The following is a 24,747-nucleotide window of genomic DNA, read 5'->3' on the forward strand; positions in this document are numbered from 1 at the left end:
CTGTGCCGCGGCTAACACGCCCGCTACGCCACCTTTGTTGAGGCTATTGAGGCACCGTGATGGACGTCGCCCCGTGCCCGGTGCCGTACTGCCCGGCGTGACCACCGCCCAGCAGGTCGTGCAGGCCCAGCACCGCGGTGATGCGGCCCGGTGCGACATCGACGTCATCGACCGTGCTGATCGCCGAGTTCATCGCGGCGTCGGCGCGGGTCACGGCCACCGCGGCAGCACCGGTCGCCGAACCGTCCCGCCCGGCGAGCAGGGTGCCCGAACCGTGCGGAGCCAGCGCGGCCGCGAACCGGGCGACGCTGACGCCCTTGTTGCCGGCGTCCTGGGGCAGCGAGCCGCCCGTGACGACCAGGGCGGCGTTGGCCGCGCCCATGTGATCGATTGCCTGATAGGTGATGAAGCCGGTGTCGCGCAGCGCGGCCAGCACGGTGTTGCGCTGGACGTCATCCACCGCCGGCACCGCCGGGCTGGGGTTAACGAGCAGGGCGATGCCCATCAGGTCGCCCGCCTGCGAACCCTGGTCGACGAGCTTGGTGCTCAGCTGCTGGCCCGCGGGCAGCACCGACGAGTTGACCACCGTCTGCAGCTTCTCCGCCGAGTTGGCCTCGACGAACTCCTGCGTCAGCGACACCGTCCCGGTGACCGCCCCACCGGCCTGGCCGATGAACTTCGACACCGCGGCCACGTCATCGTCCTTGGCGTCCGGGGTGCGGAACACCACCACCGACTTACCGCTCAGCGCGTCGTGCACTATCCGTCCGACCAGTTGGGTGTCGAAATTGTTTGCCGCGCTGAGCTTTTCGTTCAGCACATTCTTCTGGTCGTTGAGCCCACTGATCTGGGTGTTCAGGTCGCGCTTCTCGTCACGCAGGCTGGACAACAAGGTGTCCGACAAGAAGCCGGAGCCCAGCACGACTCCCACGGCCAGCGCCAAGAAGACAGCGGCCAGCGACAAGGCATGTTGACGCAACGAGATCATTTAACGCACCGTCCCGGCGATAACTAGGTGACCCACTTCTGCACCGTCAGGCAGAAGTGGTTCCAGTAGTCGGTGACCCAATGCAGCACCGCGGCGTCGGTGCGCGACACCCACAGCGCGACGATGACGGCGATCAGCATGGTCATCGCCAGCAGTGCGATGGCTCCCGCGGAGATGTGGTTGCGGTACAGGGTGGCCACGGCCTTGGCGTCCACCACCTTTTCCCCCACCCGCAGCCGGGTCAGAAAGGTGGACGGGTTGCTGTGCGCGCGGGTGCGGTCGAAGAACGTCTCGATGTTGGCGGTGTGGCCGGCCGTCACCAGCAGCGCGGCGCCGTGGTGATCGGCGAGCAGCAGGGCCAGATCGATCGCGGAGCCCGCGGCCGGGAACGTCATCGCCCCGACGCCGAGGTCCTGGATCCGTTCCAGCCCGGGCGCGTGCCCGTCGGCGTCGGCGGGCAACACCACCTGAGCACCGCACTTGAGCGCGTCGGTACTGATCTGGTCGGGGTCACCGACGATGATTTGGGGGCGGTAGCCCGCTTTGCGCAACACGTCCGCGCCGCTGCCGACACCGATCAGCGCCGGCTGGTACTCCTTGATGAACGGCTTGAGCGAGCGTAGATCCTCGGCGGCGTCGGGCTCGTCGGCCACGATCACCACGTGCCGGCGGCGCAGGTCGACGTCGACGTCGGGGATGCCGATGCCGTCGATCAGCAGCGGGCTCTCGCTCTTAATGAACTCGATCGTGTTGCCCGCGAACGCCTCCAGATGCGCCGACAGCCCGCTCTTGGCCTCGCGCATCAGGTCGGCGATGTCGTGGTCGGTGCGCTCGGTCCCGCGGACCAGCCTGCGGTCACCGGCGTACACCCCACCCTCGTGCAGGCGGATCTTGGCGCCGTCCTTGACCTTTTTGAAGATGTCGGGTCCGGCCTCGTCGATCAGGGTCACCCCGTTGTTGACCAGCACCTCCGGGCCCATGTTCGGGTAGCGGCCCGACACCGACGGGGAGGCGTTGACCACCGCGGCGATGTCGGCCTCCACCAGCGCGTCCGCCGTGATGCGGTCCAGATCCAGGACGTCGAGCACCACGATGTCGCCGGGGCAGACCCGGCGCAGCAGGCGGTCGATGTTCCGGTCAACGCGGGCGGTGCCGACGAGGCCCGGCCGGGCGGGGTTACGGGAGAGCAGGCCTGACATCTTCATGGGGGCGATTCTGTCCGCGAAGCCACGGCGAGGACGGGAGGCGCGCCGTAACATCAGCCTCAGAAGTTATCTAGAGTCTCATCAGTCACAGCTGTATTAAGTGTTGCCGACGGTCAGATCTCATCCTTCTGCGCCGCATCCAGCAGCTCACGCGCGTGCGCGCGGCCACTGTCGGATTCACCCAGCCCGGCCAGCATCCGCGCCAGCTCGGCCACCCGCTCGTCGTCGGCGACCCTCCGCACCACGCTGGTCCCCTTGGGCCCGGCGCCATGCACCACCAGGTGCACGTCGGCGTAGGCCGCGACCTGCGGCAGGTGGGTGACCACGATGACCTGGTGTGTGCGCGCCAACCGCGCCAGCCGCCGCCCGATCTGCACCGCCGCCCGGCCACCCACCCCCGCGTCGACCTCGTCGAACACCATGGTGGTGCCCGTCGCGGATGCCGCCAGCACCACTTCCAGCGCCAGCATCACCCGGGACAGCTCGCCACCGGAGGCGCTCTTGGCCAGCGGCAGCTGGTCCATGCCGCGATGCGCGGCGAAGCCGAACTCCACCTGATCGACGCCGTCGGCGCCGGCCCGGGCCAACTCGCCCGAGGGCATCATCAGCGCGGCGGCGTCGTCGGCGCTCGGCGCGGCGTCGAGGGTGACGTCGATGCTGAATTGGGCGTCGGCCATCGCCAGCCCGGACAGCTCGGCGGTGACCTCCTTGGCCAGCCGCTTGGCGGCCTTGCGCCGGATGGTGCTGAGATCGACTGCGGCCTGGGCCAGTTCACGCGCCAGCTCGTCGACCCTGGCCGCCAGCGCGGCCAGCCCTTCCTCGGACACGTCGAGTTGGGCCAGCCGCTCGCGCGACTCCCGGGCCCACGCGAGCACACCGTCGATGTCCGCGGCGTACTTGCGGGTCAGCGTGCGCAGCTCGGCCTGCCGGGCCAGTTTGGCTTCCAGCGCGCTGGCGTCGACCGGCAGCTCCTCGAGGAAGCCGCCCAACTCACCGGCCGCGTCGACGACCACGGTCAGCACCTCGCCTAGCTGCCCTGCCAATGCCTGCAATGTGGCGTCGTCGGTTGATTCCAGTGCGGCCCTTGCCTTTCCCAGGCTTTCGGTGGCGCTGAATCCGGTCCCGTCCGCCTCATCCGAGGACAGGGCCGCGCGCGCCGCGGCCGCGGCTTCGCGCAGCGTGTCCAGTTCGGAGAGGCGCAGGATCTCGGCGACCAGGGCGTCGTCCTCGCCGGGTTGCGGGTCTACGGCGTCGATCTCGTTGAGGGCGAAGTTGAGCCGGTCGGCCTCCAGCGCGAGTTCGCGCATCCGGTTGCGGCGGTCCAGCAGGTCGCGACGCGCCGACAGCCAGGCGTCGCGCAGTTTGCAGTAGCGCTCCAGGGCGGGGCCGGCCTTTGCGAAACGGTCCAGCGCGCCGCATTGCTCCTCGGGGCGCATGAGACGCAGCTGGTCGTTCTGCCCGTGCAGGGTCAGCAGACCGGCGGTGAAGTCGCCCAGTGACTTGGCCGGCACGCTGCGGCCGCCGAGATAGGCGCGCGACGGCCCGTCACGGCTGACCGAGCGCAGCGCGATCACGCTGCCGTCCTCGTCGCGTTCGGCGCCCGAGGCGTCCAGCATCTGGTCCAGCTTCGCGATCACGGCCTCGTCGAGATCGGTTGTGGTGAAACGGCCCTCGACGATCGCGCGGTCGGCGCCGGACCGCACCCGGGTTGCATCCGCGCGGGCACCGCCAAGCAGGTGCAACCCGGTCACCACCATGGTCTTGCCGGTACCGGTCTCGCCGGTCAGCACGGTCAGGCCGCGGCCGAACTCCCCGACCGCGGCGCTGATGGCACCGAGTGACTCGATGCGGATTTCGGTCAGCATTCAGTCAGCACCTGTGCCGGGCCCTCAGTTCCCGCGCCACCCGGTTACCGGCAACCGGAATTTGCGCACCAGCCGGTCGGTGAACGGGGCGCTGTCCAGCCGAGCCCATTTCACCGGTGTGTCGCAACGCTTTACCTCCAGCCGGCTGCCCGCCGGGACCAACATCTCGCGGCGACCGTCGCAGAACACCAGGGCGTCATGGCCGTCGGCCTCGATCTCGATCGCGATGGTGGCGTCCGGGCTGGTGACCATCGGGCGGCTGAACAGCGCGTGAGCGTTGTTGGGCACCACCAGGATTGCCTCCAGGTCCGGCCACAACACCGGTCCGCCGGCAGAGAACGCGTAGGCGGTGGATCCAGTTGGCGTCGACACCAGCACCCCGTCGCAGCCGAATGCCGACACCGGGCGCCCGTCGATTTCGAGCACCACCCCCAGCACGCCCAGCCGGGGACCCTTTTCCAGGCTCACCTCGTTCAGTGCCCAGCCGTGTACGGAGACGTCGCCGCCATGCCGCACCATCACGTCGAGGGTCAACCGGTTCTCCACCCGATAATCTTGTGCGACAACATGATCCAAGACATGGTCGATAGCCTCGGCCTCGGCCTCGGCCAGAAAGCCGATGCGGCCCAGGTTGACGCCCAGCACCGGAATGTTGGCGTTGCGGGCCAGTTCGGCGGCCCGCAGGAAGGTGCCGTCGCCGCCCAGCGCCAGCACCAGTTCGCAACCCTCCGCAGCCTGCGGGTCGGCGTTGACCACCTCGATTTCGATGCCCAGCGCGCGCATGTCGTCGGGGCCTAGGCGCAGCGGTCCCTTGTCGACCGCCTCGGCGGACAGCACACGCAGCCCGATTCCGTTGTCGCCCAGCACTTTTTGCACGCGTCCCGCGGTCTCGGTGGCCTCCTCACGGCCGGTGTGAACCACCATCAAAACGGTGCGGGGAGCGTGTCCGTTCACTGTGGCCCGCTTTCCACCGCGCGGCGCACCGCCGTTACCAGCTGGTCGCCGGCCAGCGAACGGTCGGTCTGGGCGCGCAGCCGCAGAAAGTACTCGACGTTGCCCGACGGCCCCGGCAGCGGGCTGGCGGTGACGTCGACGGTGTGCCAGCCCAACTCGGCCGCGCGACCCGCTACCGCCAGCACGGCGCCGGCGCGCAGGCCGGGGTCCTGCACCACTCCCCCGGCACCGACCAAGCCCTTGCCCACCTCAAACTGCGGCTTCACCATGGGAACGATATCCGCGTCGGGTGCGGCACATCCAGCCAGCGCCGGTAACACCGTGGACAGCGAGATGAACGACAGGTCGGCCACCACCAGGTCGGCGCGTCCGCCGATCGCGTCGGGCGTCAGGTCGCGGACATTGGTCCGCTCGACGACCACCACCCGCGAGTCGCTGCGCAGCGACCACGCCAGCTGGCCGTATCCCACGTCGACGGCGACCACTTCGGCGGCACCGCGATCCAACAGCACCTCGGTGAAGCCGCCCGTGGACGCGCCGGCATCCAGGCAGCGCCGGCCCCCGACCGAGATCTGGAAGGCGTCCAGCGCCCCGATCAGCTTGTGCGCGCCGCGCGACACCCAGCCGCGCTCGCCGTCCTCGGCGACGGTCAGGGCCGCGGTGACGGCGACGGCGGTGCCCGGCTTGCGCGCCGGCATCCCGTCGATGCTCACCTTCCCCGCGCCGATCAACTCCGCGGCCTGCTGACGGGATCGGGCCAGGCCGCGCCGGACCAGCTCGGCGTCAACGCGGGCGCGTCGAGACATCCGCGCACTCAGCCCTTCTCCGCCGACTCCAGCGCCGCCAGCAGCACGTCGTGCGCCTCGGACAGGCGGCGTGCTATCTCTTCGAGTTCGTCGAGCGACGGCACCTTCTCGGGGTCTTCGTCATTCCCGGGCTGGGGCAGCCGGGCCAGCAGGGCGTCGATTTCCGCGCGAATCTGATCGGGATCGATAGTCATCGCGTTACTACGCTAGTCACCCGTCAGTCGGTGTGCACCAAAGACCAGCGTCGCAGCGCGGCGCGCGCCCGGTCGTCGGCGGCTTCGATGCGCACGTCGCCGGAGTCGGAACGCGCGTAGACCGCGGCGGCGACCGCGCGAACGATCGACAGGCCGTCCCCGTCGTCCGATCCGTCGGCGCTGACGGTGACCGTCGAGTCCGCGACGTCGACCCGCCAGCCCGGCTGCGGCCTGACCGCGAGCCGCTCGCCGTCGACGTGCAGCGAGCGCAGGTCGTGGCCGATGTAGGTGGGGCGCTGGGCGGGCTTGGCGTACACCGCGTCCCGTGCGGAGTTGACCCCGGTGAGCACCATCAGGCTGGGCAGCTCGGCGGCGTTGGCGCCCTCGATGTCGGTGTCGAGCCGGTCCCCGATCACCAGGGGGGCGTGAAAGTCGCCGCGGGCCACGGCATCTCGCAGCAGTGCGGGCGCCGGCTTGCCCGCGACCTGGGGTTCGCCGTCGGTGGCCGCCCGCAGCGCGGCCACGAAGGATCCGTTGCCGGGCAGCAGGCCGCGCTCCGTGGGCAGAGTCACGTCGACGTTGGAGGCCACCCACAGCGCTCCGGCCCGGATGGCCAGCGCCGCCTCGGCCAGCTCCGGCCACCCGATGGTCTGGGACAGACCCTGCACGACGGCGGCCGGGTCGTCGTCGTAGCTGCGCACCGCCCGCAGTCCGACGGCGGTGATCTCGTTGGCCAGCGCCTCGGTCCCCACGATCAGCACCGGTGAGTCCGGCGGCAGCTGGTCGGCCAGCAGCCGCGCCGCGCTTTGCGCGCTGGTGGCGACGTCGTCGGCGACGGCGGTGAAGCCCAAATCGGTCAGGTGCGCGGCGACCTCGTCGGCGCTGCGCGAGGCGTTATTGGTGACGAAGTACGCGCGGCTGCGCACCTGCGCCAGCGCCTCTACCGCACCCTCGGTGGGCCGGCGGCCGCGAAACATCGTGCCGTCCAGATCGATGAGCAGGCAATCATATTGCCGCGCAAGGGTTTTGGCGTGATTCGGCTCCGACATCAGCCGAGTTCACTGACCCGGTCTTCGGCGTCGGTGACGCCGTCGACGTCGGCGGCCGCGGAGTGCAGGAACCACTGCAGCGCCTCGTCCCCGCGGCCCAGCGCCAACAGTGTGTCCGCGTAGGCGTAGAACAACCGCGCCGCCGTCGAGCCGGTGCGGGCGGGATCCAGTTGCGGGGTGGACAACACGGTCAGCGCCTGTTCCAGCTGGCCCAGGTCCGCGCGTGCCCCGGCCGCGACGATGCGCAACTCGTCGGCGTCGTCACCGCTGAGCTCTGCCGCCTCCGGGCTGCGCGCGAGATCGATCGCCCGCTCCGGGCGGCCAAGTCCGCGTTCGCAATCGGCGATCAGGGCGAGCAGCGAGGACTTGCTGCCCATCCTGCGGGCCGCGCGTAACTCCGCGAGCGCCTGCGACCAGTCACCGCAGTGGTATGCGGCGATGCCGACCGCTTCCCGGATGATGGCGATCCGGCTGGACCGGGCGCGCGCCGCCCGGGCGTGCCGCAGGGCGGCCTCGGGGTCCTCGTCGAGCAGTTCGCCGGCGGCCACCAGGTGGCGCGCCACCGCGTCGGCGGTGGCGCGGTCCAGGGTGCTCAGTTCGCGGCGGATCTCGGGCGCCAGTTGCCTGGCTTCCACGCCGGCCGGTATCGGCGGTCCGTCCTGCGGCGCGCGATCGGCCTGGGCCTCGCGGCGCCCGCCGCCCTGGGGCTGGGCCGGCCGCGCACGGCCCGGACCCGACCAGCCATTGGCTGCCGGCCGCCCTCGCCGTTCGCCACGGTGCCCTTGCCTGTCGTCGACCACGCAGCCGAGGATACGGGCAGGCCGGGGGCTAGCTTTGCAGCCGGTTGCCCAGCAGCGGCGCGATCACCGCCGGACAGTAGGTCGCGATCGCGACGATGGTGAACCTGCCCGCCATCTCATAGGACAGCCCGTTGCCCTCGGCCATCTTGGACGTCACCTCGTCGAAGGACCCGCCGGGCTCGAACAGCATCGGGCACACCGACTGTCCCATCGCCATGGTGCTGGTCGGTTGGCTGTAGCTGATCCCGGCATTCGTCAGCGCCGACAGGAAGGCGTTGCCCAGCATGTCGGCGCGGATGGGCGCCGACAGGGCCGCCGCCAGCGCCACCAGGCCGATGATCACCCCCAGGATCCGCAGGACGGTCAACCGCACACACGTCGCGAAAATCACCGTGACAACCTTGGTCGCCGAGGGTCACGTCAATGACACGGTGAGATAAAGATCTGCGCACACGCGCGTTTCACACCCGCGGTTGCGGACCGGATCCGGCTAGACCTTCTCGACCCCGGCGACGGTGCGTTTGCCGCGGCGCAGCACCAGCCACTTGCCGTGCAGGAAGTCGGTCGGCTGCGGCGCCCATTCCTCGCTGTCGATGCGGACGTTGTTGACCGAGACGCCGCCTTCGCCGATGGTGCGCCGCGCGGCCTTCTTGCTCTCGGACAGGCCGCTGGCCACCAGCAGGTCGACGATCCCGTCGGGGCCACCGGGTTTGAGCTCGGCGACCGAGGTCTCGCGCAGCGCCGCCGCCAGCGTGGCCTCGTCCAGGCGGTCCAGTTCGCCCTGCCCGAACAGCGCCCGGCTGGCGTGCTCGACGGCTTCGGTGGCCGCCTCGCCATGCACCAGCACGGTCAGTTCGCGCGCCAGCCGCCGCTGGGCGGCGCGCTGCTGGGGCCGCTCGACCGTCGCCTGTTCCAGCTCGGCGAGCTCGTCGGCGGGCAAGAAGGTGAACCAGCGCAGGTACCGGATCACGTCGGCGTCGGCGGTGTTGAAGAAGTACTGGTACCAGGCGTACGGCGTGGTCAACGCCGGATCCAGCCACAGGCTGCCACCCCCGGTGGACTTGCCGAACTTGGTGCCGTCGGCGGCTGTTACCAGCGGCACCGTCAGCGCGTGCACCGAGGCGCCGAGCTGCTGGCGCACCAACCGGACTCCGGCGATGATGTTGCCCCACTGGTCCGAGCCGCCGATCTGCAGGCTGCACCCGTAGCGCCGGTGCAACTCGACGTAGTCGTTGGCCTGCAGCAGCATGTAGCTGAACTCGGTGTAGGAGATGCCGTCGCCCTCGAGACGCCGCCGGACGGTGTCGCGGTCCAGCATGACGTTGACCGAGAAGTGCTTGCCGACGTCGCGCAGGAACTCGATCGCCGACATGGGGCTGGTCCAGTCCAGGTTGTTGACGACGACGGCCCCGGTGGGTGAATCGTCGAAGTCGACGAAGCGTTCCAGCTGACCGCCGATCCGCTCGGTCCACTCGGCGACGGTGTCCGCCTCGTTGAGGGTGCGCTCGCCGATGTCACGCGGATCGCCGATCATGCCGGTGGCCCCGCCGGCGAGCACGATCGGGCGATGGCCGGCGCGCTGGAACCGGCGCAACGCCAACAGCGGCACCAGGTGTCCCGCGTGCAGGCTGGGCGCGGTGGGGTCGAAGCCGGCGTACACCGTCATCGGCCCACGCTGCGCTTCGGCGGTCAGCGCATCGAGGTCGGTGGACTGCGCGATCAGTCCGCGCCAGCCCAGCTCGTCGATGATCATGTCGCCCATGATCCAGGATCCTTTCACCCGAGACGGTTCGGCTAGTCGCTGGCGCCCGGCGCCGCCGCGCGGGGGCTGCGGCGATATGCCGAGACCTCCGGGCGACCGGGCAGCCACAACCGCCACGGCCGATCGGCGGCCTGGCTGACGCCGACCCGCGGGCCGGCCGTCGCGGTGAGCGGCTCGTGCAGTTCGAGGGTCACCGGACCGTCACCCGCGAAGAGGTCAATCCCGTTGTCTTCCATGGTGATTCCCATGGCGGCGCACAGGTTGCCCGGACCGCGCGCCAGAGCGGCGGTGTGTACCAACTCGCCGCGGCGGGCGCGGGCGACGTCGACGCCGTCCTCGATGGCCGCGGCGCGCAGCAGCACCGCGGCCGCGGTGCCGTCGGGTCCGCAGGAGACGTTGGCGCACACGTGGATGCCGTGGCTGCGGTAGGTGTACAGCCGCCCGGGGGGCCCGAACATCACGAAGTTGCGGGCACGCAGACCCTTGTACGAGTGCGCTGCGGCGTCGGGCCATGGACCGTCGGGGACGCCCCCGTAGGCCTCGACCTCGACGACTATCCCGCTCACACCCCGCGCGGTGAGGGTGGCGCCCAACAACCGGCGCGCGGCCTCGACGGGGTCGATCAACAGCCGGGCCGCAGCCGTGTCTTCGCGAAATCGTCGTCGGGCCTCGGCCACATCAGATCCTGAATCCTCTTTTCTGAACCCAACGAACCTACCGGCAGGCCGAACGTGGCAGTATCCCGGTGTCCCGTGACCCCCGGGCCGCGAGAAGGAGCCCACCTCATGCATGCGATCGATCCCGCCGCCACCGCGTGGCTGCTGGCCAGCACCGCACTGGTCTTGCTGATGACCCCCGGGCTGGCGATCTTCTACGGCGGCATGGTCCGCACCACCGGTGTGCTCAACATGATCATGATGAGCTTCATCTCCATACCGCTGGTGACGGTGGCCTGGCTGCTGGTCGGCTACACCATCGCGTTCTCGGAGGATGGAGTGAGCGGCCTCGCCGGCAATCTCCGGCATTTCGGGATGCTCGGCATCACCCCCGACACCACCCACGGCACGGTGCCCGAACTGCTGTTCGCCACGTTCCAGTTGACCTTCGCGATCATCACGGCCGCCCTGGTCAGCGGCGGAATCGCCGACCGGGCCAAGTTCGCCGCCTGGGTGGTCTTCGTCCCGGTGTGGACCGTCGCCGTGTATTCGGTTGTTGCGCATTGGGTTTGGGGGCCCGGCGGCTGGCTGGCCAAGCTGGGTGTGCTCGACTACGCGGGCGGGCTGGTCGTCGAGATCGTCTCGGGGTCGTCAGCGCTGGCGCTGGTGCTGGTGCTCGGGCCGCGCATCGGCTTCAAGAAGGACGCGATGCGGCCGCACAATCTGCCATTGCTGTTCGTCGGTCTCGGGCTGCTGTGGTTCGGCTGGTTCGGGTTCAACGCCGGTTCCGCCTTGGCCGCCAACGGCACCGCCGCCGCCATTTTCCTCAACACCCTGGTCGCCGGGTGCCTGGGCATGCTCGGTTGGCTCTCGGTCGAACAGATCCGCGACGGCCGGCCCACCACGTTCGGTGCGGCATCGGGCGTGGTCGCCGGCCTGGTGGCCATCACCCCGTCCTGCGGGACGGTCAACACGCTGGGCGCGACGGTCGTCGGCCTGGCGGCGGGCATCGTGTGCGCGTTCGCCGTGGGCGCCAAATTGCGCTTCGACTATGACGATTCGCTCGACGTGGTCGGCGTGCACTTCGTCGGCGGCGTGGTCGGGGTGTCGTTGATCGGTTTGTTCGCCACGGCGGTCATGACCGCCGGCCCGCGGGGCCTGTTCTACGGGGGCGGCTTCGGCCAGCTGGGCAAGCAGGCGCTGGCGATCGTCGTCGTGGCGCTCTACGCGTTCGCCATGACGTTCGTGCTGGGCAAGGTCATCGACCGGCTGATGGGCTTCCGGGTCAGCACCGAAGACGAGACCACCGGTGTCGACCTCACGCAGCACGCCGAAACCGCTTACGCCGAAGGCGTGCACGGACACCTGCCGCAGCGCCGGCCGCCTGTCGGCGAACGCTTCAAGCCGTAGACCCCCCGGCGCCGTGCCCTGATCTGGCGGCGACTCCACGGTGCGCCGGTGTCGGCGCGCCAGCAACTCTGGTCGTCGAGCCGCGTCAGATGCTCGAGAGGTCTTGACAACCCCACGCGACGCGACGATTATTCATCGCATGATGAGTTCATCCCGTGATGAATTAATTTCCGGGTCGGCGGAGCCGGCGGTGCGCATCGATCACCTGCGCGTCATCCGCGGCAAACGCCCAGCCCTGCACGACTTCTCGATGCGCATCGCGCAGGGCAGCATCACCGGTCTGCTCGGGCCGTCCGGCTGCGGCAAGACCACGCTGATCCGCTGCATCGTCGGTACCCAGCTCATCGCCAAGGGCACCGTCACCGTGCTCGGCAAAGAGGCCGGCAGCGCCGACCTGCGCCACCGCGTCGGCTACCTGCCGCAGGACCCGACCATCTACCACGATCTGCGGGTGGTGGACAACGTCCGCTATTTCGCGGCGCTGTACGGGTTCGACGCCCAGGCCGCCGACGCCGCCATCGACCGGGTCGGGCTGACCGATCACCGAACCGCCTTGTGCGGCAACCTCTCCGGCGGGCAGCGCACTCGCGTGTCGCTGGCCTGCGCGCTGGTCTGCGAACCCGACCTGCTGGTGCTCGACGAACCGACCGTGGGCCTGGACCCGGTGCTGCGCGCGGACCTCTGGGAGCAGTTCACCGAGCTGGCCCGCACCGGTACCACGCTGCTGGTTTCCAGCCATGTGATGGACGAAGCCGACCACTGCGGCGACCTGCTGCTGATGCGCGACGGCCGGCTGGTCGCCCACACCACCCCGTCCCAACTGAGAGAGGACACCGGATGCACGTCACTGGAGGACGCGTTTCTGTCCATCATCAAGCGCAGCACCATGCCCGAGGCGGGCTGAGCCTGCGCGGCTACACCGCGACCACGGCACGAATCCTGCGCCAGCTGGTCGCCGACCGCCGCAGCGTCGCCATGATCCTGTTGGTGCCGGTCCTGGTGATCAGCCTGATGTACTTCATGTTTCAGAACGCGCCGCACCGTCCCGGCGGGCCGACCCCGTTCAACAACGCCTGCCTCATCCTGCTGGGCCTGTTCCCGCTGTTCGTGATGTTCATCATCACGGCGATCACCATGCAGCGCGAACGGGCCTCCGGGACGCTGGAGCGCATTCTGACCACGCCGCTGCGCCGCCTGGATCTGCTGATCGCCTACGGCACCGCCTTCTCCATCGCCGCTGCGGCGCAGGCGATTCTGGCCTGCCTCGTCTCGTTCTGGCTGCTGGGCTTCGACACCGCCGGTAGCCCGGCATGGGTGTTCGTCATCGCGATCGTCAATGCCGTGCTCGGCGTGGGCTTGGGCCTGTTGTGTAGTGCGTTCGCCCGCACCGAGTTTCAGGCCGTGCAGTTCATCCCACTGGTGATGGTGCCGCAGCTGCTGCTGGCCGGCATCATCGTGCCGCGGGCGCTGATGCCACACTGGCTGCAATGGATCAGCAACGTGTTGCCGGCCAGCTACGCGCTGGAGGCCTTGCAACAGGTGGGTGCGCACCGGGAACTGACGTTCATCGCGGTGCGCGACATCATCGTGGTGCTGGGCTTCGCCCTGGCCGCGCTGTGCCTGGCCGCGGCCACGCTGCGGCGCCGGACGCCCTAGTGGCGATCGCAAGCGCGGCGCAGCCGGGCGCAGCGGGTCGCCACCGAGACGCCCTAGTGGCGATCGCAAGCGCGGCGCTGCCGGGCGCAGCGGGTCGCCACGGAAAGTTCCTAGTGGCGGGCAGCCACGGAGACGCCCCAGTGGCGAGTCGCGACGGAGGGTTCTGGTGACGGCCACCAGCGCCGGCCGTCGGCGGGGAAGGCCGGCCGGAGTCTCCGACACCCGCGACCGCATCCTGGCCTGTGCGCGAGAAATGTTCGCCAGCAGAGGGATTCGCAACACCTCGATCCGCGCGGTGGCCGCGGCGGCGGGGGTGGATTCGGCATTGGTGCATCATTATTTCGGCACCAAGGAGAAGCTGTTCGCCGCGGCCGTGCACATACCGATCGACCCGATGGACATCATCGGGCCGTTGCGCGAGATACCGGTTGCCGAACTCGGCCATCGGATCCCGTCAATGTTGTTGCCGCTATGGGATTCCGAGATCGGAGCGGCGTTCATCGCCGCGCTGCGGTCCGTCCTGGCCGGCGAAGAGATCAACCTGTTCCGGACCTTCATCGAAGACGTGATCACGGTGGAAGTCGGCCCGCGCGTGGACAATCCACCGGGAAGTGGAACCATCCGCATCCAGCTCGTGGCGTCGCAACTGGTCGGCGTGGTGATGGCGCGCTACATCCTGCAGCTGGAGCCGTTCGCGTCGCTACCGCCCGAACAGATCGTCGCTGCCATCGCGCCGAACCTGCAGCGCTACCTCACCGGGGATCTGCCGGACGGCCTTGCGCCATGAGCCGGGCATGCTCGTCGTCGCCGACGTCGCGGGCCTCGTCGATGAGCAGCACCGGGATGCCGTCCTCGATGCGGTAGGCGCGCCGCAGTCGCGGGTTGTACAACAGTTCGGAGCCCACCAGCATCAGCGGGCCGCGGTCGTCGGGGCATACCAGGATGCTCAGCAATGCATCGTCGATCATGACTGCGCTCCAGTCAGCTCGGAACGGATTCCGTTCGTCAGGCGGCGGTACTGGTTGGTGTCGGCATCGAAGTACCAGACGTGCCGTCCGGCCTTCGGAATCCCCGCCGCCCGCAGGGCACTGACCGTGGGACGAAACGTCGCGCTCAGGTTCATCTCCGGCACCACGCACACGATGTCGGGGCCCAGGCCGATGGGAATCTTGGCGAAGGCCTCGGTCAGGTCGGCCGCGGTGATGGAGGCGCCCGGCAACAGCGTCACCGCCGACGCCGCCACCTCGTGGTCACCCACCGGCACGTTATAGGTCACGGCGAGGTCGACGCCGTTGATGCAGCCCAGCGCGTCGGTGACCGGCTCGGCGAAGACCAGGCCACGCGGGGTGTGCACCACCGAGCCACGCCGGCCCGCCAGCCAGAAGTCGCCGTCGTCGTCGCGGTAGAACAGGTACTCGGTCGAGATCCAGGTGTCGCCGGCGGCGAAGACGCCGCGCTTGACCGAGGCGCTGGGATCGATCGGGCCGTTGGACGCGGCGAGCAGGACCCCCAGCTGCTTGGGTTCGGCGATCTGCACGAAGCCGCGCTCGTTCTCCAGGATCAGGTCGTGCTCGGCGTCGTAGGCGCCCAGCTCGATTCGCCCGGCGCCCGGCAACGGGCGACCCTTGCTGCCGAGCTTGGCGCCGGACACGTTGGCCAGCACCGCCTGCCCGTCGGTGGTCGCGAAGAACTCGACGACGTGGGCGGGAGCGAACGCCTCGAGGACGCGGCCCCACAGCCCGGTTGGCATGCCGGAGCCGATGAACAGCCGCACCGGATGGTTGCCCTGCAGCACGAAGGCGGGGTCGTCGACGATTTCGCGGAGCATCGCCCAGGTGTAGGACACCACGGTGACGCCGTACTGGCGCACCTCCTGGACGAATCGGCTCGGGTCCAGGCCGCGCGACAGGGCGATGCGGGTCCCGCCGACCACGGCGCCACCCAGGCTGACCAGCAGCGCCGACTCGTGGTGCAGCGGCGTCAGGCAGTAGACGGTGTCGCGGCGGTCCAGGGCGGCCGTCGAGGCGGTACCGAAGGCCGACACCGCCCAGCGGTAGTTGGTGATCTGCCGGGCCACCAGTTCCCCGCCGGCCGCGCTGAACGCGATGAACGCCAGGTCCCGGGCCAGTCCCGGGTTGGGGCGATACCACCCGGGCAGCTCGACGGCGTCCGGGTCGATCTGTTCCATGTCGATGACGTCGGAGTCCTCGGGTAGGTGCAGATCCCGCGATTCCCCGCCGCCGAGCACCAGCACCTGCCGCAGTCCCTGACGGTCGGACCCCAGCACCGCGTCGAGGTTGGTGGGATCGGTGAGCAGTTCGGTCACTCCCCCGAGCCGCACCGAGGCGGCCAGGTCGGCGTCGGGCCGCATCACCACCGCGATGGCGCCGAGCCGGGATAACGCGGCGATCGCCACGAGCGCGCTGGGGCGGGTTTCCATCAGCACGCCGACCCGGTCGCCCTGCCGTACCCCGACGTCGATCAGGCCGCGAACGACGTTGTTGACGCGCCGGTTCACGGCGTCGTAGGTGTGCACGCGGCCGTCGAACAACAGGAATTCGCCCTGGGGCGCGTCGTGAGCCTGCTCATCGATGATGCGGCCCAGCGAGATCCGGGTGTGGTCGTTGATCTGGCCCAGGCGCACCAGGCGCGGCAGGGTCCGGGCCGTCTCGACGGCCAGGGTGCGCACCGACTTGTTGGCGGCGACGACGGTGTTGGCCGCGCCGCGCACCAGTCCCAGCGCCGCCTCGGACGCTTCGCCGAGGCCGTGCGCGAGCCGGGAACTCAACGCGACGCCGCTGTCGGTGTGCTCCGCGGGCTGATCGGCCATCAGGTCGATGCTGTCCGGTTTGTCGCCCCCGGTGGACAACCATTTCACCCATTCGGCGACGGTCGGCCAGCTCTGTTGCGCCGCCTTGGATCCGACTACCAAACCGAAATGCCCGGTGCGGATGGTGGATTCGTAGACTTCGGCGTCCGGTGCCGCCCGCCGGATGCCGCGCACCGAGGCCGGCTGCCCGATGTCGTCGACTTCGCCGACGAAAGCCAGCACCGGGCAGGTGATGTCGGTGAGGGTCACCATCTGGCCGTTGACGGCGAATCCGCCGGTCATCATCCGGTTGTGGGCGATGAACTGCTTGAGCAGTTCGGAGATTGCCGGACCCGACCAGGCGATCCACCCTTCGCGCTCGAGGAACCGGCGCTGCTGTTCGCGCGGGAGTAGCGCCTCCCGGTCGTGCAGCTGGCGCACGAAGTCGACGCGCGCCTTGGCGGTCTTGAGCGGGTCGAGCATCTGGAAACCGGTGCGCGCCATCCAGCTCGGGATGGCCAGCCGACTGAAGACGTGGTCGGCCATGAAGTTGGCGGCCGGTGCGGCAAAGTTTGCCGGGATGCCCATGGGCAGGGCGGCCAGGGTGTCCACCGGCGAACCGAACGTGACGATGCTGGCCAGGCTCTTCGAACGCCGGTAGGCGGCGACCTGGTAACACCACATGCCGCCCTGCGAGTAGCCGACCAGATGAATGTCGCTGCCGGTGACCTCTCGGACCGTATCGATGGCCTGACTGAGCGCGACGATGTGGTCGGCCAGGGTGCGACGCATGCCACCCTCGACCTTGTCGGGTTCGCCGAAGTCGATGACCCAGGGATCAAGCCCGTGGGCGTGCAGGATTCCCACCGCGCCTTCGTCGCGCGTCACGTCCCACATGTCCGCGGACATCATCATCGGGTGCACCATCAGCACCGGCGGCCCGACCGGCGACTGGCCGGGCCGGCTGTCCGGCGGAAAGTACCGCCGCAGCTTGTACATCGGCACGCTCTCGACGGTCTGGGACGGCGACGGCACAGTACCGGTTTCCAAGCCCCCCAGCCGCAAGACCTCCAGCCCGTTCTGTGCTGTTGCGATCAGCCGCTCGACCGGTCGTGTGACCATCGAAAAATTGAGATCCACTGCTGCTCCCTGAGTCTTGACAGCTTGGACATCATGGCACATCAGGGCAGCTAGAAGGGCGGTGGTTCCCCGGAACGAGTGTCACCCGCTGCACCCGTTCAGGTCGATGGTCGACCCCGGCCCCGCGCCGTCCAAGGCCGCAGCGTCGGCGGCGTCTTGGGTGAACGCCTGCCGCGCCGCCAGCGTCTTGCCATCGCCGCTCTCTGCGACCGAGAGGCAGCCCAGCCCCGATGTGAGCACCCGGCAGTCGTTCGTCTTGCCGATCACGTCGCACCACAAGACGGCCGCGTCCTCCGCCTGTTGCTGAGTGGTGTAGCCGAGCCGGATCGCTTCCTCCCCGGTCGACGGTGACGCCGCGATCGCACCCCAGCATCCCGGTCTGCAGTAGAGGGAGATATCAGCCCTGGCCGCCGGTGTGGCCACATTTAATCCAGCGGCGACGAGCACGCCGATCGCCGCGCAAAGCCCGACGTTTTTCATCGGTCACGACCTGTCTCCCCCGTTGGTGGACACCTCTCACGGTGACAGCGTCAGCCAGGCAGAACGTGTGATCTGGCGTTGAACCCCGTTAGAACGGCGGTGGCTCGCCGGCGCCTTCGACCGGTTTCGGGCGCGGGTGCGGGCGCGGGTGCGGGTGGGCATCATGGCGGTTGCGCTCGGCGCGTAGCGATCAGCCCAGCGGCCTGATCCCGGAAATCGACACGTTCGTCGGCTTAAACTTCCGCAATGTTCTCGGAGACGCGGTATGCGCTGAACGGGGACTTGCGGGTCGCCTACCGCGCATCGCCCGAGGGCGAGCGCGACATCGTGTTCGTGCCGAACTGGTTCAACTGTTGCGAGATTCTGCCCGATCTGCCCGCGATCCAGGGGTGGGTCGAGGCGATGACATCACTGGGTCGCTTGATCTCTTTCGATCAGCCGGGCACGGGTGCCTCCGATCCCGCTTCTCAGGGGGCATTGCCGACGTTGGAGCAATGGACCGACAGCATCACCGCGGTGTTAGACGATCTGGGCAGTCGCGAAGCCGTCCTCGTCGCGCCGAACGCCGCCTTCGCGCCCGCGGTGCTGTTCGCGGCCAGCTATCCGTCTCGCACCACGGCGCTGGTCGGGCTTGAGGTCTATGCAGACCCGCGGGCCGCCGACATCACTCCGGAGAAGTTCTGGGAGGACATGGTCGCCCTATGGGGGACGGGCGAGTTCGAACATGCGATGAATCCGGATATGCCGTGGAATGAGGAAATTCGGGCTACGTGGGCACGGTTCGAACGCCTTTCGGTGAGTCCACGGACCGTCGCCGACCTGTTGCCGGTGGTGTCCGAATTGGAGATACGGGCGCTGCTTCCGACCGTTCGGGTGCCGACTCTCATCCTCCAGCACACCGATGACCCGTTTATCACTCCCGCGCAACGCAAATACGTCGCAGACCACATCCCGGGAGTGAAATACGTTGAGCTACCGGGACGCAACCTCTACCACTACGTCGAACCCTGGCGTGAGTCGTTCCGGGAGATTGCCGAATTTCTCACCGGGGAGCAGCCAGATGTCGCCGACGACCGTGTGCTGGCGACCGTGCTGTTCACCGACATCGTGGATTCCACGCGCCGGGCTGCCGACATGGGTGATCGCAACTGGCATGCGCTGCTTGATGCACACGACGTCGTGGTCCGATCTCAACTCGCCCGGTTTCGGGGCCGAGAGGTGAACACGTCGGGCGACGGCTTCCTGGCTATGTTCGACGGTCCTCAGCGTGCGATCCGCTGCGCGATGGCGATCCGCGACGCGGTGCACGCGCTTGGTATTGAGGTGCGTGCCGGGTTGCACACCGGAGAGTGCGAGGTTCGCGGGGATGACATCGGGGGGATTGCCGTGCACATCGGCGCGCGTGTGAGCGCCGTGGCGGGAGCAAACGAAGTTGTGGTGTCGAGTACGTTGCGCGACTTGGTGATCGGGTCAGGGATCGAGTTCGAGGATCGCGGCACGCATGAGCTCAAGGGTGTGCCGGGTGAGTGGCGTTTGTTCGCCGTCGCTTCCTCTTAGCGACGGCCCCCTGAGGTGTGTCTTCCAAAATGCCCGGGCCGTCGGGCAGCTGGCGGTCGCGAGCAAGGCGCGATGTGTTGTGCATTCGCTGACGACCGTCATTGACGGCCGTCAGCGAGCAAGCGTACGGTGGCCGCTATGAGTACGCCAAAAGCTCCATCCGTGGCTGAATCCACAGGCGGGGGGGTGCGGGAAATTCGCCGCCTCGAAACCCGAGCCCGGTTGTTCGAGGCCGCGCTGGCTGAAATTTCGCACCGTGGGTTGGCCGCCGCTGATGTCACTGCCATCGCCGCTGCAGCGGGTGTGGTGCGAGGAACGTTCTACTTCCACTTCCCAACAAAGGAGCACGTTCTTATCGAGGTGGAGCGCGACGAGGAGAAGCGGATCATCAGTGAACTCGGCGAACCCAAGGGCGATCTGGCGTCGGTGCTTGGGGAAGTTGTAAATCACGTAGTCAGCGCTGAGCGTCGGTTGGGCAAAGTCGTTTTCCGGGACATGCTCGGCTTGCATTTCTCCGCGACGCGTCCGGTCGAAGATGAATTAGGGCAGCACCCGCTCGCAGAGTTTTTGGTGCGCGTGATCAGCCGGTCGCAAGACGCAGGACAGGTGTCCTCGGACCGCGACGCTGCGGAACTCGCGACGTTTTTCCTCAGCGGGCTGTTCGCACTACTGGCCACGGGGACACACGATGCTGCCCTGTTAAGTCGTTATGTGACAACGATTGTGAAAGGAATGGAGAACCGATGAGCCGCACAAGCATCGAGGGCTACCGAGATTTCTTGGCCAGACGTGACGGGGAAGCCGACCTGCTCAATAGACGGTTAGCGAATCGAGAGCAGTTTTTCAACGACCTTGAAGCGAATCCCGTCCGCTCGGCCCATCCTGCCGACCGATCAACGTTCCTTCGCAATCTGCGCCGGCGCCGGCCCGAAGCCGGCCTGGACAGGAAGATGCTGTTTCTGCTGGCAACAGCCAAACTGAACCAGGCTGAACGGTTCGGCGTGGGACTCGGCGAAACCTATGGGCGCAACAGTGATGAGAATCTGCCGCCCGAAAACGTTTACCTCGAACTGGAAGAGCACTACCACACCCGGCTGCTGGCATACGCACTAGACGTCTTCGATTTGACCTTCCAAGTTGTCCCACCGCCCTTCGTGATGCGCCAGTTCGTGAAGACAGGCGTGTTTCTCCCCGAGCGACTCGGATTCGTATTCGTCGGTGCCGCAGAGATGGCGGGCTGCATTATGTTCGACGAACTACGCCGCGTTGGCATCGAACTCTTCGCCGACGAACCCGAAGTAGCCGAACGAATCGAACTGCTCTACAGCGATATCCTTACGGACGAAATCGGCCACGTCGGCTACTGTGCCTCGCGCTGCACCGCCGCGGAGCGGGCGATCATGCGTCGAATCTATCCGTTCATTGGACGACTCTTCGCCCGCCAAACCGCCGAGATTAGCCTGCTCATCGACTCGAAGGCGTTGCATGCACGACTCGATCGGCCCTTCGACATTGAGGAACTCACTGCTGAGCTGAGCAACGAAACGTATCTCGTCACACACCCATGAGCGGCTGCCGCCGGTAGTCTGGCTCGCGACATCGGGCAGCCGGGCGACAACCCCCCACCGCCGCCGGAAAGCCAGACCTCGCAACGGGTGTCCTACACGATTTACCGTGCCGTCGGGCAGCTGGCAGTCGCGGAGTCCCATGCGCCCACATGTCGCAAATCAAACTTGACGATTATCGGGCGCTGCCTTCCGGACTGGCTGTCATCCTTAGTTTCATGCCCGACGCCCGACACGTCGTCTTGATTCACGGCAACTGGAGCCGTGGGGAGCAGTTGGCTCCAGCCCGAGTCGGATTCGAAGAGCGTGGATACACGGCGCACACCCCGACGCTGCGCCATCATGATCTGCCCCGGCAAGAAGGCGCGACAAGAATTGCCTCACTTAGCCTCCGCGATTACACCGATGACTTAGTGACATTTGTGGACTCGCTGGACAGCCCACCGCTGCTAATAGGTCACTCGATGGGCGGGCTGCTGGCACAGCTGGTCGCCGCGCGCACACGGCACGCTGGCTTAGTGCTAGCTTGCCCTGCCCCAGCGGCCGGAATTTTCGGTACGACCCGCACAAATTTACGCATGTCCCTCCCGTGGTTCTTAAGGCGACGCCCCTGGGCCAAGCCAGTGCAACCCCCGACGCCGCAGCAGTTTCGACGGTGGGTCGCCAACACCCAGACCGATGACATCGCGGACGAGATACACGAGGGGCTGGTTTGCGAATCCGGGCGAGCGAACTGGGAGATGCTCCTTGCGGCGGTCAAGCTTTCCGACGCCACGGTTGTCAACTTCGCGGCGGTCTCCAGCCCGGTGCTGGTGATAGGCGGCGAGTACGACCGCATCGTGCCGGCCGGTGTCGTGCGCCAGACCGCAGCCAAGTACCAGCACGGGACCTACGTAAAAATTCCTCTTTCCGACCACATGGTGTTTTCGGGGGCGGCGCTGGCGGTCACCATGGGCCACATTGACGACTGGATTGCTAGGAATCGCGTGTTCTCCATGGCCTAGCCGCCGCGCGGCGGATACCACCAATTGGTATCCCACAAAAGTTACCGTGCCGCCAGGCGGGCAGGGGCCTCGTCGAACGCGGCTAGCGTGACTTGAGCCGAAAGACGGGGATATGGCGGCCAATTGGCTCCGTCTTCTGGCGGTAGTCGCTCCAACCGGAGTAGACCTGCTCCGCTAGCCCATAAACGCGTGCGTAGTCGTCGGGGTCGGTGACCTCGGTCGCCAGAAATTTCTCGCCGCCCAATTCGCATTCAGGGTGCGCCTTGAGGTTGTAGTACCACTGCGGGTGTTTCGCTCCCCCGTAGTTTGAGGCGGTCACGATGGGATCGGGTCCATCGTGGAAGTAGGTGATTTGATGCTCTCGCGGCTGACGTGACTTTGCACCCGTGGTCATCAGCGGCGCGGTAGAAACGCCGCCGAGAATCGACGGCCAACGCCCGCCCGTCGCCCGGTACAACCATGGGTCAATGTGAGGGCCGACATGTCGTCCGTACCACTGTCCCGCACGGGAACGACCGAAGCGTTCCAGGGCCCGATACCAGCGGCCATGTTTCTTGTACGGATCGACGTAACGCAGCGGCATGAATGGGAAGATACCTTCGCCGCCGCCTCAATAACGCGCACTTGGTCCAGGTCAGGCGCGATTTCAGGGTGTCTTGGAAGATTTAGCGTGCCGTCGGCGGGGTGTCGGTCGCGCCACCCCCAGAGCGTTTTCAGCACATGGTGATATCGGTTGCGTGAAGTACATCTGTGAGGCGGGTCCTGAATCAGTGAACTTCGCTAGGAGACGCCAGAAAGATTTCTCTGACTTCCCGCAGTGCGTACAGGACGAGGACATACCCGACCACCGGGTCGGCCCACCACCATCCGGCCACGGCGTTGAGCAGAAGTCCCAGCAGTACCGCAATAGCGAGCAGCCCGTCGATCAACGTGACACGGCCCTCCGTGGTCAACACGGGGTTGGCTAACGCAGCGCCGGTCCGCGCCTTACCAGCGGCGAGGGCGAACATCACCGCCGCAGTGACGGCAGTCCAGGCAATCCCGAGCGGGGAATGTCGGGCGTGAAAGCCGTTTGTCAGCACGATTGTGGACTGCACAAGCAGATAGCAAGCTAGCGCGGCGAACGCCATACCGATGAGACGCAACGCCAATCGCTCCCGAGCCTTGCCAGTGCCCGATAGTTCCCAGACCACCACTGTCGAGGCGCCGATTTCGATCAGCGAGTCGAAGCCAAAGCCGGCCAAGGCCACCGATTTTGCGCCGACAGCTGCGGCGGCGAGGACGACGATGCCTACCACATTCCACCCCAGCGTGGCATATTCCAGGGCGAAACCCCGGCGTAGCAACGACTGGCGGCTGGTGTCGTCGATCCTGCTCACCCCGGAAGCCTCCCACAGGTGAGCCTTGACTCCACGTGGTGACCGCGGCACAGCGCCTTGAGGTTCAAGGCGTACGTGGCGCCGCCCTACGGCTCGTTCTCAAGCGCCTACGCGAATTGACTTCCAGCCCAACGTGACCCGCATGGCTTAGACGATCACCCGACGGACGTCAGTGCCAGTTTGGGTCCCACGGACCGTTGTGCCAGTGGCCCTGGTCGCGGGCCTCGCCGTCGTACCAGTGGTCGTCATGGCAGCGGCCCATGTCCCAGTTACCGCCCCAGGCCGGATCCCACCACTGGCCGGGACACCAGTGGTACTCGGGGAAAGGTGCCGGGTGGGCGTGTGCGATAGCGGACGCCCCCGACCCAGCGAGGCCCAGACCGGCGGTCAGGGCCACCGCTGATGCTGCGATGCGCACAATTTTTTTCATAATCGGGTTTTTACCCATTCCGTCGCCAATCAATCCTGCGAGGCGGGCGTTCGCAAGCCGCCCGGCGCGAACCCCTTGCCGCACGGCGAACGAGGTCGAGCACCCCTCCTGAAAGCACGCTGAGAACTGGCCGTGAACCCGTTTGCGCAGCACGATGCCGGGTACACAGCCGATGCGCTTCGGTCACGACGCGACGTCGGGACCCCCTCGGTTGAAAGACACAGCTGGGCGCTTCCAGTTTTCTGGGCTGGCTTTGGCGACCGTTACTGCACGGACAATGTCGGGGCCGAAGCCGGCCAGACCGTGTTCCTTCCAGCGCGAGGGCGAGGTGGCTCATGGGCATGACGGCGTCGAGTTCGCCGGACGGATCATCCCAGCACGTCACCAGCGCATTCATTCGCACACCCGACGATCGTGGTTCGGGCGCGCCGCAGGCCGCCAGCCCGTTCGTCCACCACATCACACCCGGCCGGTAAATCGCCGATCGGGCACGAGCGCGAGCGAGAAAGGGATGCATATGTTGTTGCTGGGCGACGGCGGACGGCGGAAAGGCCGCACCGCCGGCAGCGACGGCCTCGGCGAGGTCCAACATCTGGCCGGGCGAGCTTTGTACGACGTCGCGCACGGCCGGTTCGAACGCTCGCTGTCGGGGCTGACCGCGGTGGCGGCGCTGGTGACGACGGCCGAGATCTATTTCGAGCACTACAAAGCCAGCTTCGGCAACAAATGGATGTGGAGCCCCATCGTGGTGACCCCACCGGTGGTCGTCGCCGGAATCGGCGGCGTGTTCTCCCGGCGCTGGGCCAAACTGTGGCTGCCTATCACCGCGGGCATCTACACGGCCAACGGCCTGCTGGGCGAATACCTGCACGCGCGCGGTGTCGCGCGCAAGCCGGGTGGATGGAAGAACGCCTCCTACAACGTGCCGATGGGGCCGCCGATCGCGGCTCCGGGGCTGATGTGCATGGTCGGCGGAATGGGGTTGCTGGCGTCGATCCTGCGCCGCGAGCGGTTCCGCGGTTAGGGCACGGGGATTTC

The 24,747-nt window shown here is 67.6% G+C and carries 26 protein-coding genes; 9 read left to right on the plus strand and 17 right to left on the minus strand.

From position 1 onward, the window contains the following. Positions 1-43: 43 nt before the first annotated feature. The 11 genes from ACIUM1_RS02835 to ACIUM1_RS02885 form a co-directional block, all read right to left on the minus strand. Positions 44-988, minus strand: a complete 945-nt coding sequence (locus ACIUM1_RS02835; protein WP_406815785.1) for a copper transporter — start codon at positions 986-988, stop codon at positions 44-46. A gap of 23 nt (positions 989-1,011) precedes the next feature. Further along, positions 1,012-2,193: a putative cytokinetic ring protein SteA gene (gene steA / locus ACIUM1_RS02840; RefSeq protein WP_406815786.1), complete on the minus strand. Its 1,182-nt coding sequence runs from the start codon at positions 2,191-2,193 to the stop codon at positions 1,012-1,014. Positions 2,194-2,306: 113 nt separating this feature from the next. Then, positions 2,307-4,058, minus strand: a complete 1,752-nt coding sequence (gene recN / locus ACIUM1_RS02845) for a DNA repair protein RecN (protein ID WP_406815787.1) — start codon at positions 4,056-4,058, stop codon at positions 2,307-2,309. Between the two features lie 24 nt (positions 4,059-4,082). Continuing rightward, on the minus strand, positions 4,083-4,982 hold the full coding sequence (locus ACIUM1_RS02850) for an NAD kinase (RefSeq protein ID WP_406817502.1): 900 nt from the start codon (positions 4,980-4,982) through the stop codon (positions 4,083-4,085). Positions 4,983-5,008: 26 nt separating this feature from the next. Then, positions 5,009-5,818 (minus strand): TlyA family RNA methyltransferase, encoded by an 810-nt coding sequence (locus ACIUM1_RS02855; RefSeq protein ID WP_406815788.1) that lies wholly within the window; start codon positions 5,816-5,818, stop codon positions 5,009-5,011. Positions 5,819-5,826: 8 nt separating this feature from the next. Then, positions 5,827-6,012, minus strand: coding sequence for a hypothetical protein (locus ACIUM1_RS02860; RefSeq protein ID WP_406815789.1), 186 nt, complete (start codon positions 6,010-6,012; stop codon positions 5,827-5,829). Between the two features lie 23 nt (positions 6,013-6,035). Further along, positions 6,036-7,061: an HAD-IIA family hydrolase gene (locus tag ACIUM1_RS02865; RefSeq protein ID WP_406815790.1), complete on the minus strand. Its 1,026-nt coding sequence runs from the start codon at positions 7,059-7,061 to the stop codon at positions 6,036-6,038. Beyond that, on the minus strand, positions 7,061-7,861 hold the full coding sequence (locus tag ACIUM1_RS02870; protein WP_406815791.1) for a tetratricopeptide repeat protein: 801 nt from the start codon (positions 7,859-7,861) through the stop codon (positions 7,061-7,063). Before ACIUM1_RS02870 ends, ACIUM1_RS02865 begins: the two co-directional genes overlap by 1 nt. A 28-nt stretch (positions 7,862-7,889) precedes the next feature. Next, positions 7,890-8,252, minus strand: coding sequence for a DUF732 domain-containing protein (locus ACIUM1_RS02875; RefSeq protein WP_406815792.1), 363 nt, complete (start codon positions 8,250-8,252; stop codon positions 7,890-7,892). A gap of 99 nt (positions 8,253-8,351) precedes the next feature. Then, positions 8,352-9,623 carry a tyrosine--tRNA ligase gene (gene tyrS / locus ACIUM1_RS02880; protein ID WP_406815793.1) on the minus strand — a complete coding sequence of 424 codons (1,272 nt, stop codon included), beginning with the start codon at positions 9,621-9,623 and terminating at the stop codon, positions 8,352-8,354. A 32-nt stretch (positions 9,624-9,655) separates the two neighbouring features. Continuing rightward, complete coding sequence (locus ACIUM1_RS02885) at positions 9,656-10,300, minus strand: DNA-3-methyladenine glycosylase (RefSeq protein ID WP_406815794.1); 645 nt, start codon at positions 10,298-10,300, stop codon at positions 9,656-9,658. Between the two features lie 108 nt (positions 10,301-10,408). Here ACIUM1_RS02885 and ACIUM1_RS02890 point away from each other — a divergent pair, with 108 nt between their 5' ends. The 4 genes from ACIUM1_RS02890 (at position 10,409) to ACIUM1_RS02905 (ending at position 14,132) form a co-directional block, all read left to right on the plus strand. Continuing rightward, positions 10,409-11,689 (plus strand): ammonium transporter, encoded by a 1,281-nt coding sequence (locus ACIUM1_RS02890; protein WP_406815795.1) that lies wholly within the window; start codon positions 10,409-10,411, stop codon positions 11,687-11,689. 139 nt (positions 11,690-11,828) lie between these two features. Then, complete coding sequence (locus ACIUM1_RS02895; protein ID WP_406815796.1) at positions 11,829-12,593, plus strand: ABC transporter ATP-binding protein; 765 nt, start codon at positions 11,829-11,831, stop codon at positions 12,591-12,593. Beyond that, entirely contained in the window at positions 12,527-13,345 is an 819-nt protein-coding gene (locus ACIUM1_RS02900; protein WP_406815797.1) for an ABC transporter permease, read from the plus strand. Before ACIUM1_RS02895 ends, ACIUM1_RS02900 begins: the two co-directional genes overlap by 67 nt. Before the next feature lie 166 nt (positions 13,346-13,511). Beyond that, positions 13,512-14,132: a TetR family transcriptional regulator gene (locus tag ACIUM1_RS02905; protein ID WP_406815798.1), complete on the plus strand. Its 621-nt coding sequence runs from the start codon at positions 13,512-13,514 to the stop codon at positions 14,130-14,132. Here ACIUM1_RS02905 and ACIUM1_RS02910 read toward each other — a convergent pair. The 3 genes from ACIUM1_RS02910 to ACIUM1_RS02920 all read right to left on the minus strand — a co-directional run bounded on the left by ACIUM1_RS02910 (position 14,098) and on the right by ACIUM1_RS02920 (position 17,774). Further along, positions 14,098-14,313, minus strand: a complete 216-nt coding sequence (locus tag ACIUM1_RS02910; RefSeq protein ID WP_406815799.1) for a Trm112 family protein — start codon at positions 14,311-14,313, stop codon at positions 14,098-14,100. The two genes, ACIUM1_RS02905 and ACIUM1_RS02910, sit on opposite strands and share 35 nt — an antisense overlap. Continuing rightward, positions 14,310-17,276 carry an acyl-CoA synthetase gene (locus ACIUM1_RS02915; RefSeq protein ID WP_406817503.1) on the minus strand — a complete coding sequence of 989 codons (2,967 nt, stop codon included), beginning with the start codon at positions 17,274-17,276 and terminating at the stop codon, positions 14,310-14,312. The genes ACIUM1_RS02910 and ACIUM1_RS02915 overlap by 4 nt, the downstream gene beginning before the upstream one ends. Positions 17,277-17,375: 99 nt before the next feature. After that, positions 17,376-17,774, minus strand: coding sequence for a DUF4189 domain-containing protein (locus ACIUM1_RS02920; RefSeq protein WP_406815800.1), 399 nt, complete (start codon positions 17,772-17,774; stop codon positions 17,376-17,378). A gap of 246 nt (positions 17,775-18,020) precedes the next feature. Between ACIUM1_RS02920 and ACIUM1_RS02925 the strand changes: the two genes are divergently transcribed. From ACIUM1_RS02925 to ACIUM1_RS02940, 4 genes are all read left to right on the plus strand, one after another. After that, on the plus strand, positions 18,021-19,331 hold the full coding sequence (locus ACIUM1_RS02925; RefSeq protein WP_406815801.1) for an adenylate/guanylate cyclase domain-containing protein: 1,311 nt from the start codon (positions 18,021-18,023) through the stop codon (positions 19,329-19,331). A gap of 138 nt (positions 19,332-19,469) precedes the next feature. After that, the gene (locus tag ACIUM1_RS02930) at positions 19,470-20,078 is read left to right on the plus strand and encodes a TetR/AcrR family transcriptional regulator (protein WP_406815802.1); all 609 of its coding nucleotides are present in this window, start codon (positions 19,470-19,472) and stop codon (positions 20,076-20,078) included. After that, positions 20,075-20,899 (plus strand): hypothetical protein, encoded by an 825-nt coding sequence (locus ACIUM1_RS02935; RefSeq protein WP_406815803.1) that lies wholly within the window; start codon positions 20,075-20,077, stop codon positions 20,897-20,899. The genes ACIUM1_RS02930 and ACIUM1_RS02935 overlap by 4 nt, the downstream gene beginning before the upstream one ends. A gap of 215 nt (positions 20,900-21,114) precedes the next feature. Continuing rightward, positions 21,115-21,900: an alpha/beta hydrolase gene (locus ACIUM1_RS02940; RefSeq protein WP_406817504.1), complete on the plus strand. Its 786-nt coding sequence runs from the start codon at positions 21,115-21,117 to the stop codon at positions 21,898-21,900. 82 nt (positions 21,901-21,982) lie between these two features. On the opposite strand, the gene ACIUM1_RS02945 is transcribed toward ACIUM1_RS02940, so the two are convergent. The 3 genes from ACIUM1_RS02945 to ACIUM1_RS02955 all read right to left on the minus strand — a co-directional run bounded on the left by ACIUM1_RS02945 (position 21,983) and on the right by ACIUM1_RS02955 (position 23,709). Next, a complete protein-coding gene (locus ACIUM1_RS02945) occupies positions 21,983-22,483 on the minus strand; it encodes a nitroreductase/quinone reductase family protein (protein ID WP_406815804.1) in 501 nt (166 codons plus the stop codon). Between the two features lie 184 nt (positions 22,484-22,667). Then, the gene (locus tag ACIUM1_RS02950) at positions 22,668-23,279 is read right to left on the minus strand and encodes a hypothetical protein (protein ID WP_406815805.1); all 612 of its coding nucleotides are present in this window, start codon (positions 23,277-23,279) and stop codon (positions 22,668-22,670) included. Positions 23,280-23,448: 169 nt separating this feature from the next. Then, entirely contained in the window at positions 23,449-23,709 is a 261-nt protein-coding gene (locus ACIUM1_RS02955; protein ID WP_406815806.1) for a hypothetical protein, read from the minus strand. Positions 23,710-24,226: 517 nt separating this feature from the next. On the opposite strand from ACIUM1_RS02955, the gene ACIUM1_RS02960 reads away from it, so the two are divergent. Continuing rightward, the gene (locus tag ACIUM1_RS02960; RefSeq protein ID WP_406815807.1) at positions 24,227-24,733 is read left to right on the plus strand and encodes a hypothetical protein; all 507 of its coding nucleotides are present in this window, start codon (positions 24,227-24,229) and stop codon (positions 24,731-24,733) included. The last annotated feature ends 14 nt before the right edge of the window (positions 24,734-24,747 follow it).

The sequence above is a fragment of the Mycobacterium sp. M23085 genome (assembly GCF_045343915.1).
Lineage (GTDB): Bacteria > Actinomycetota > Actinomycetes > Mycobacteriales > Mycobacteriaceae > Mycobacterium.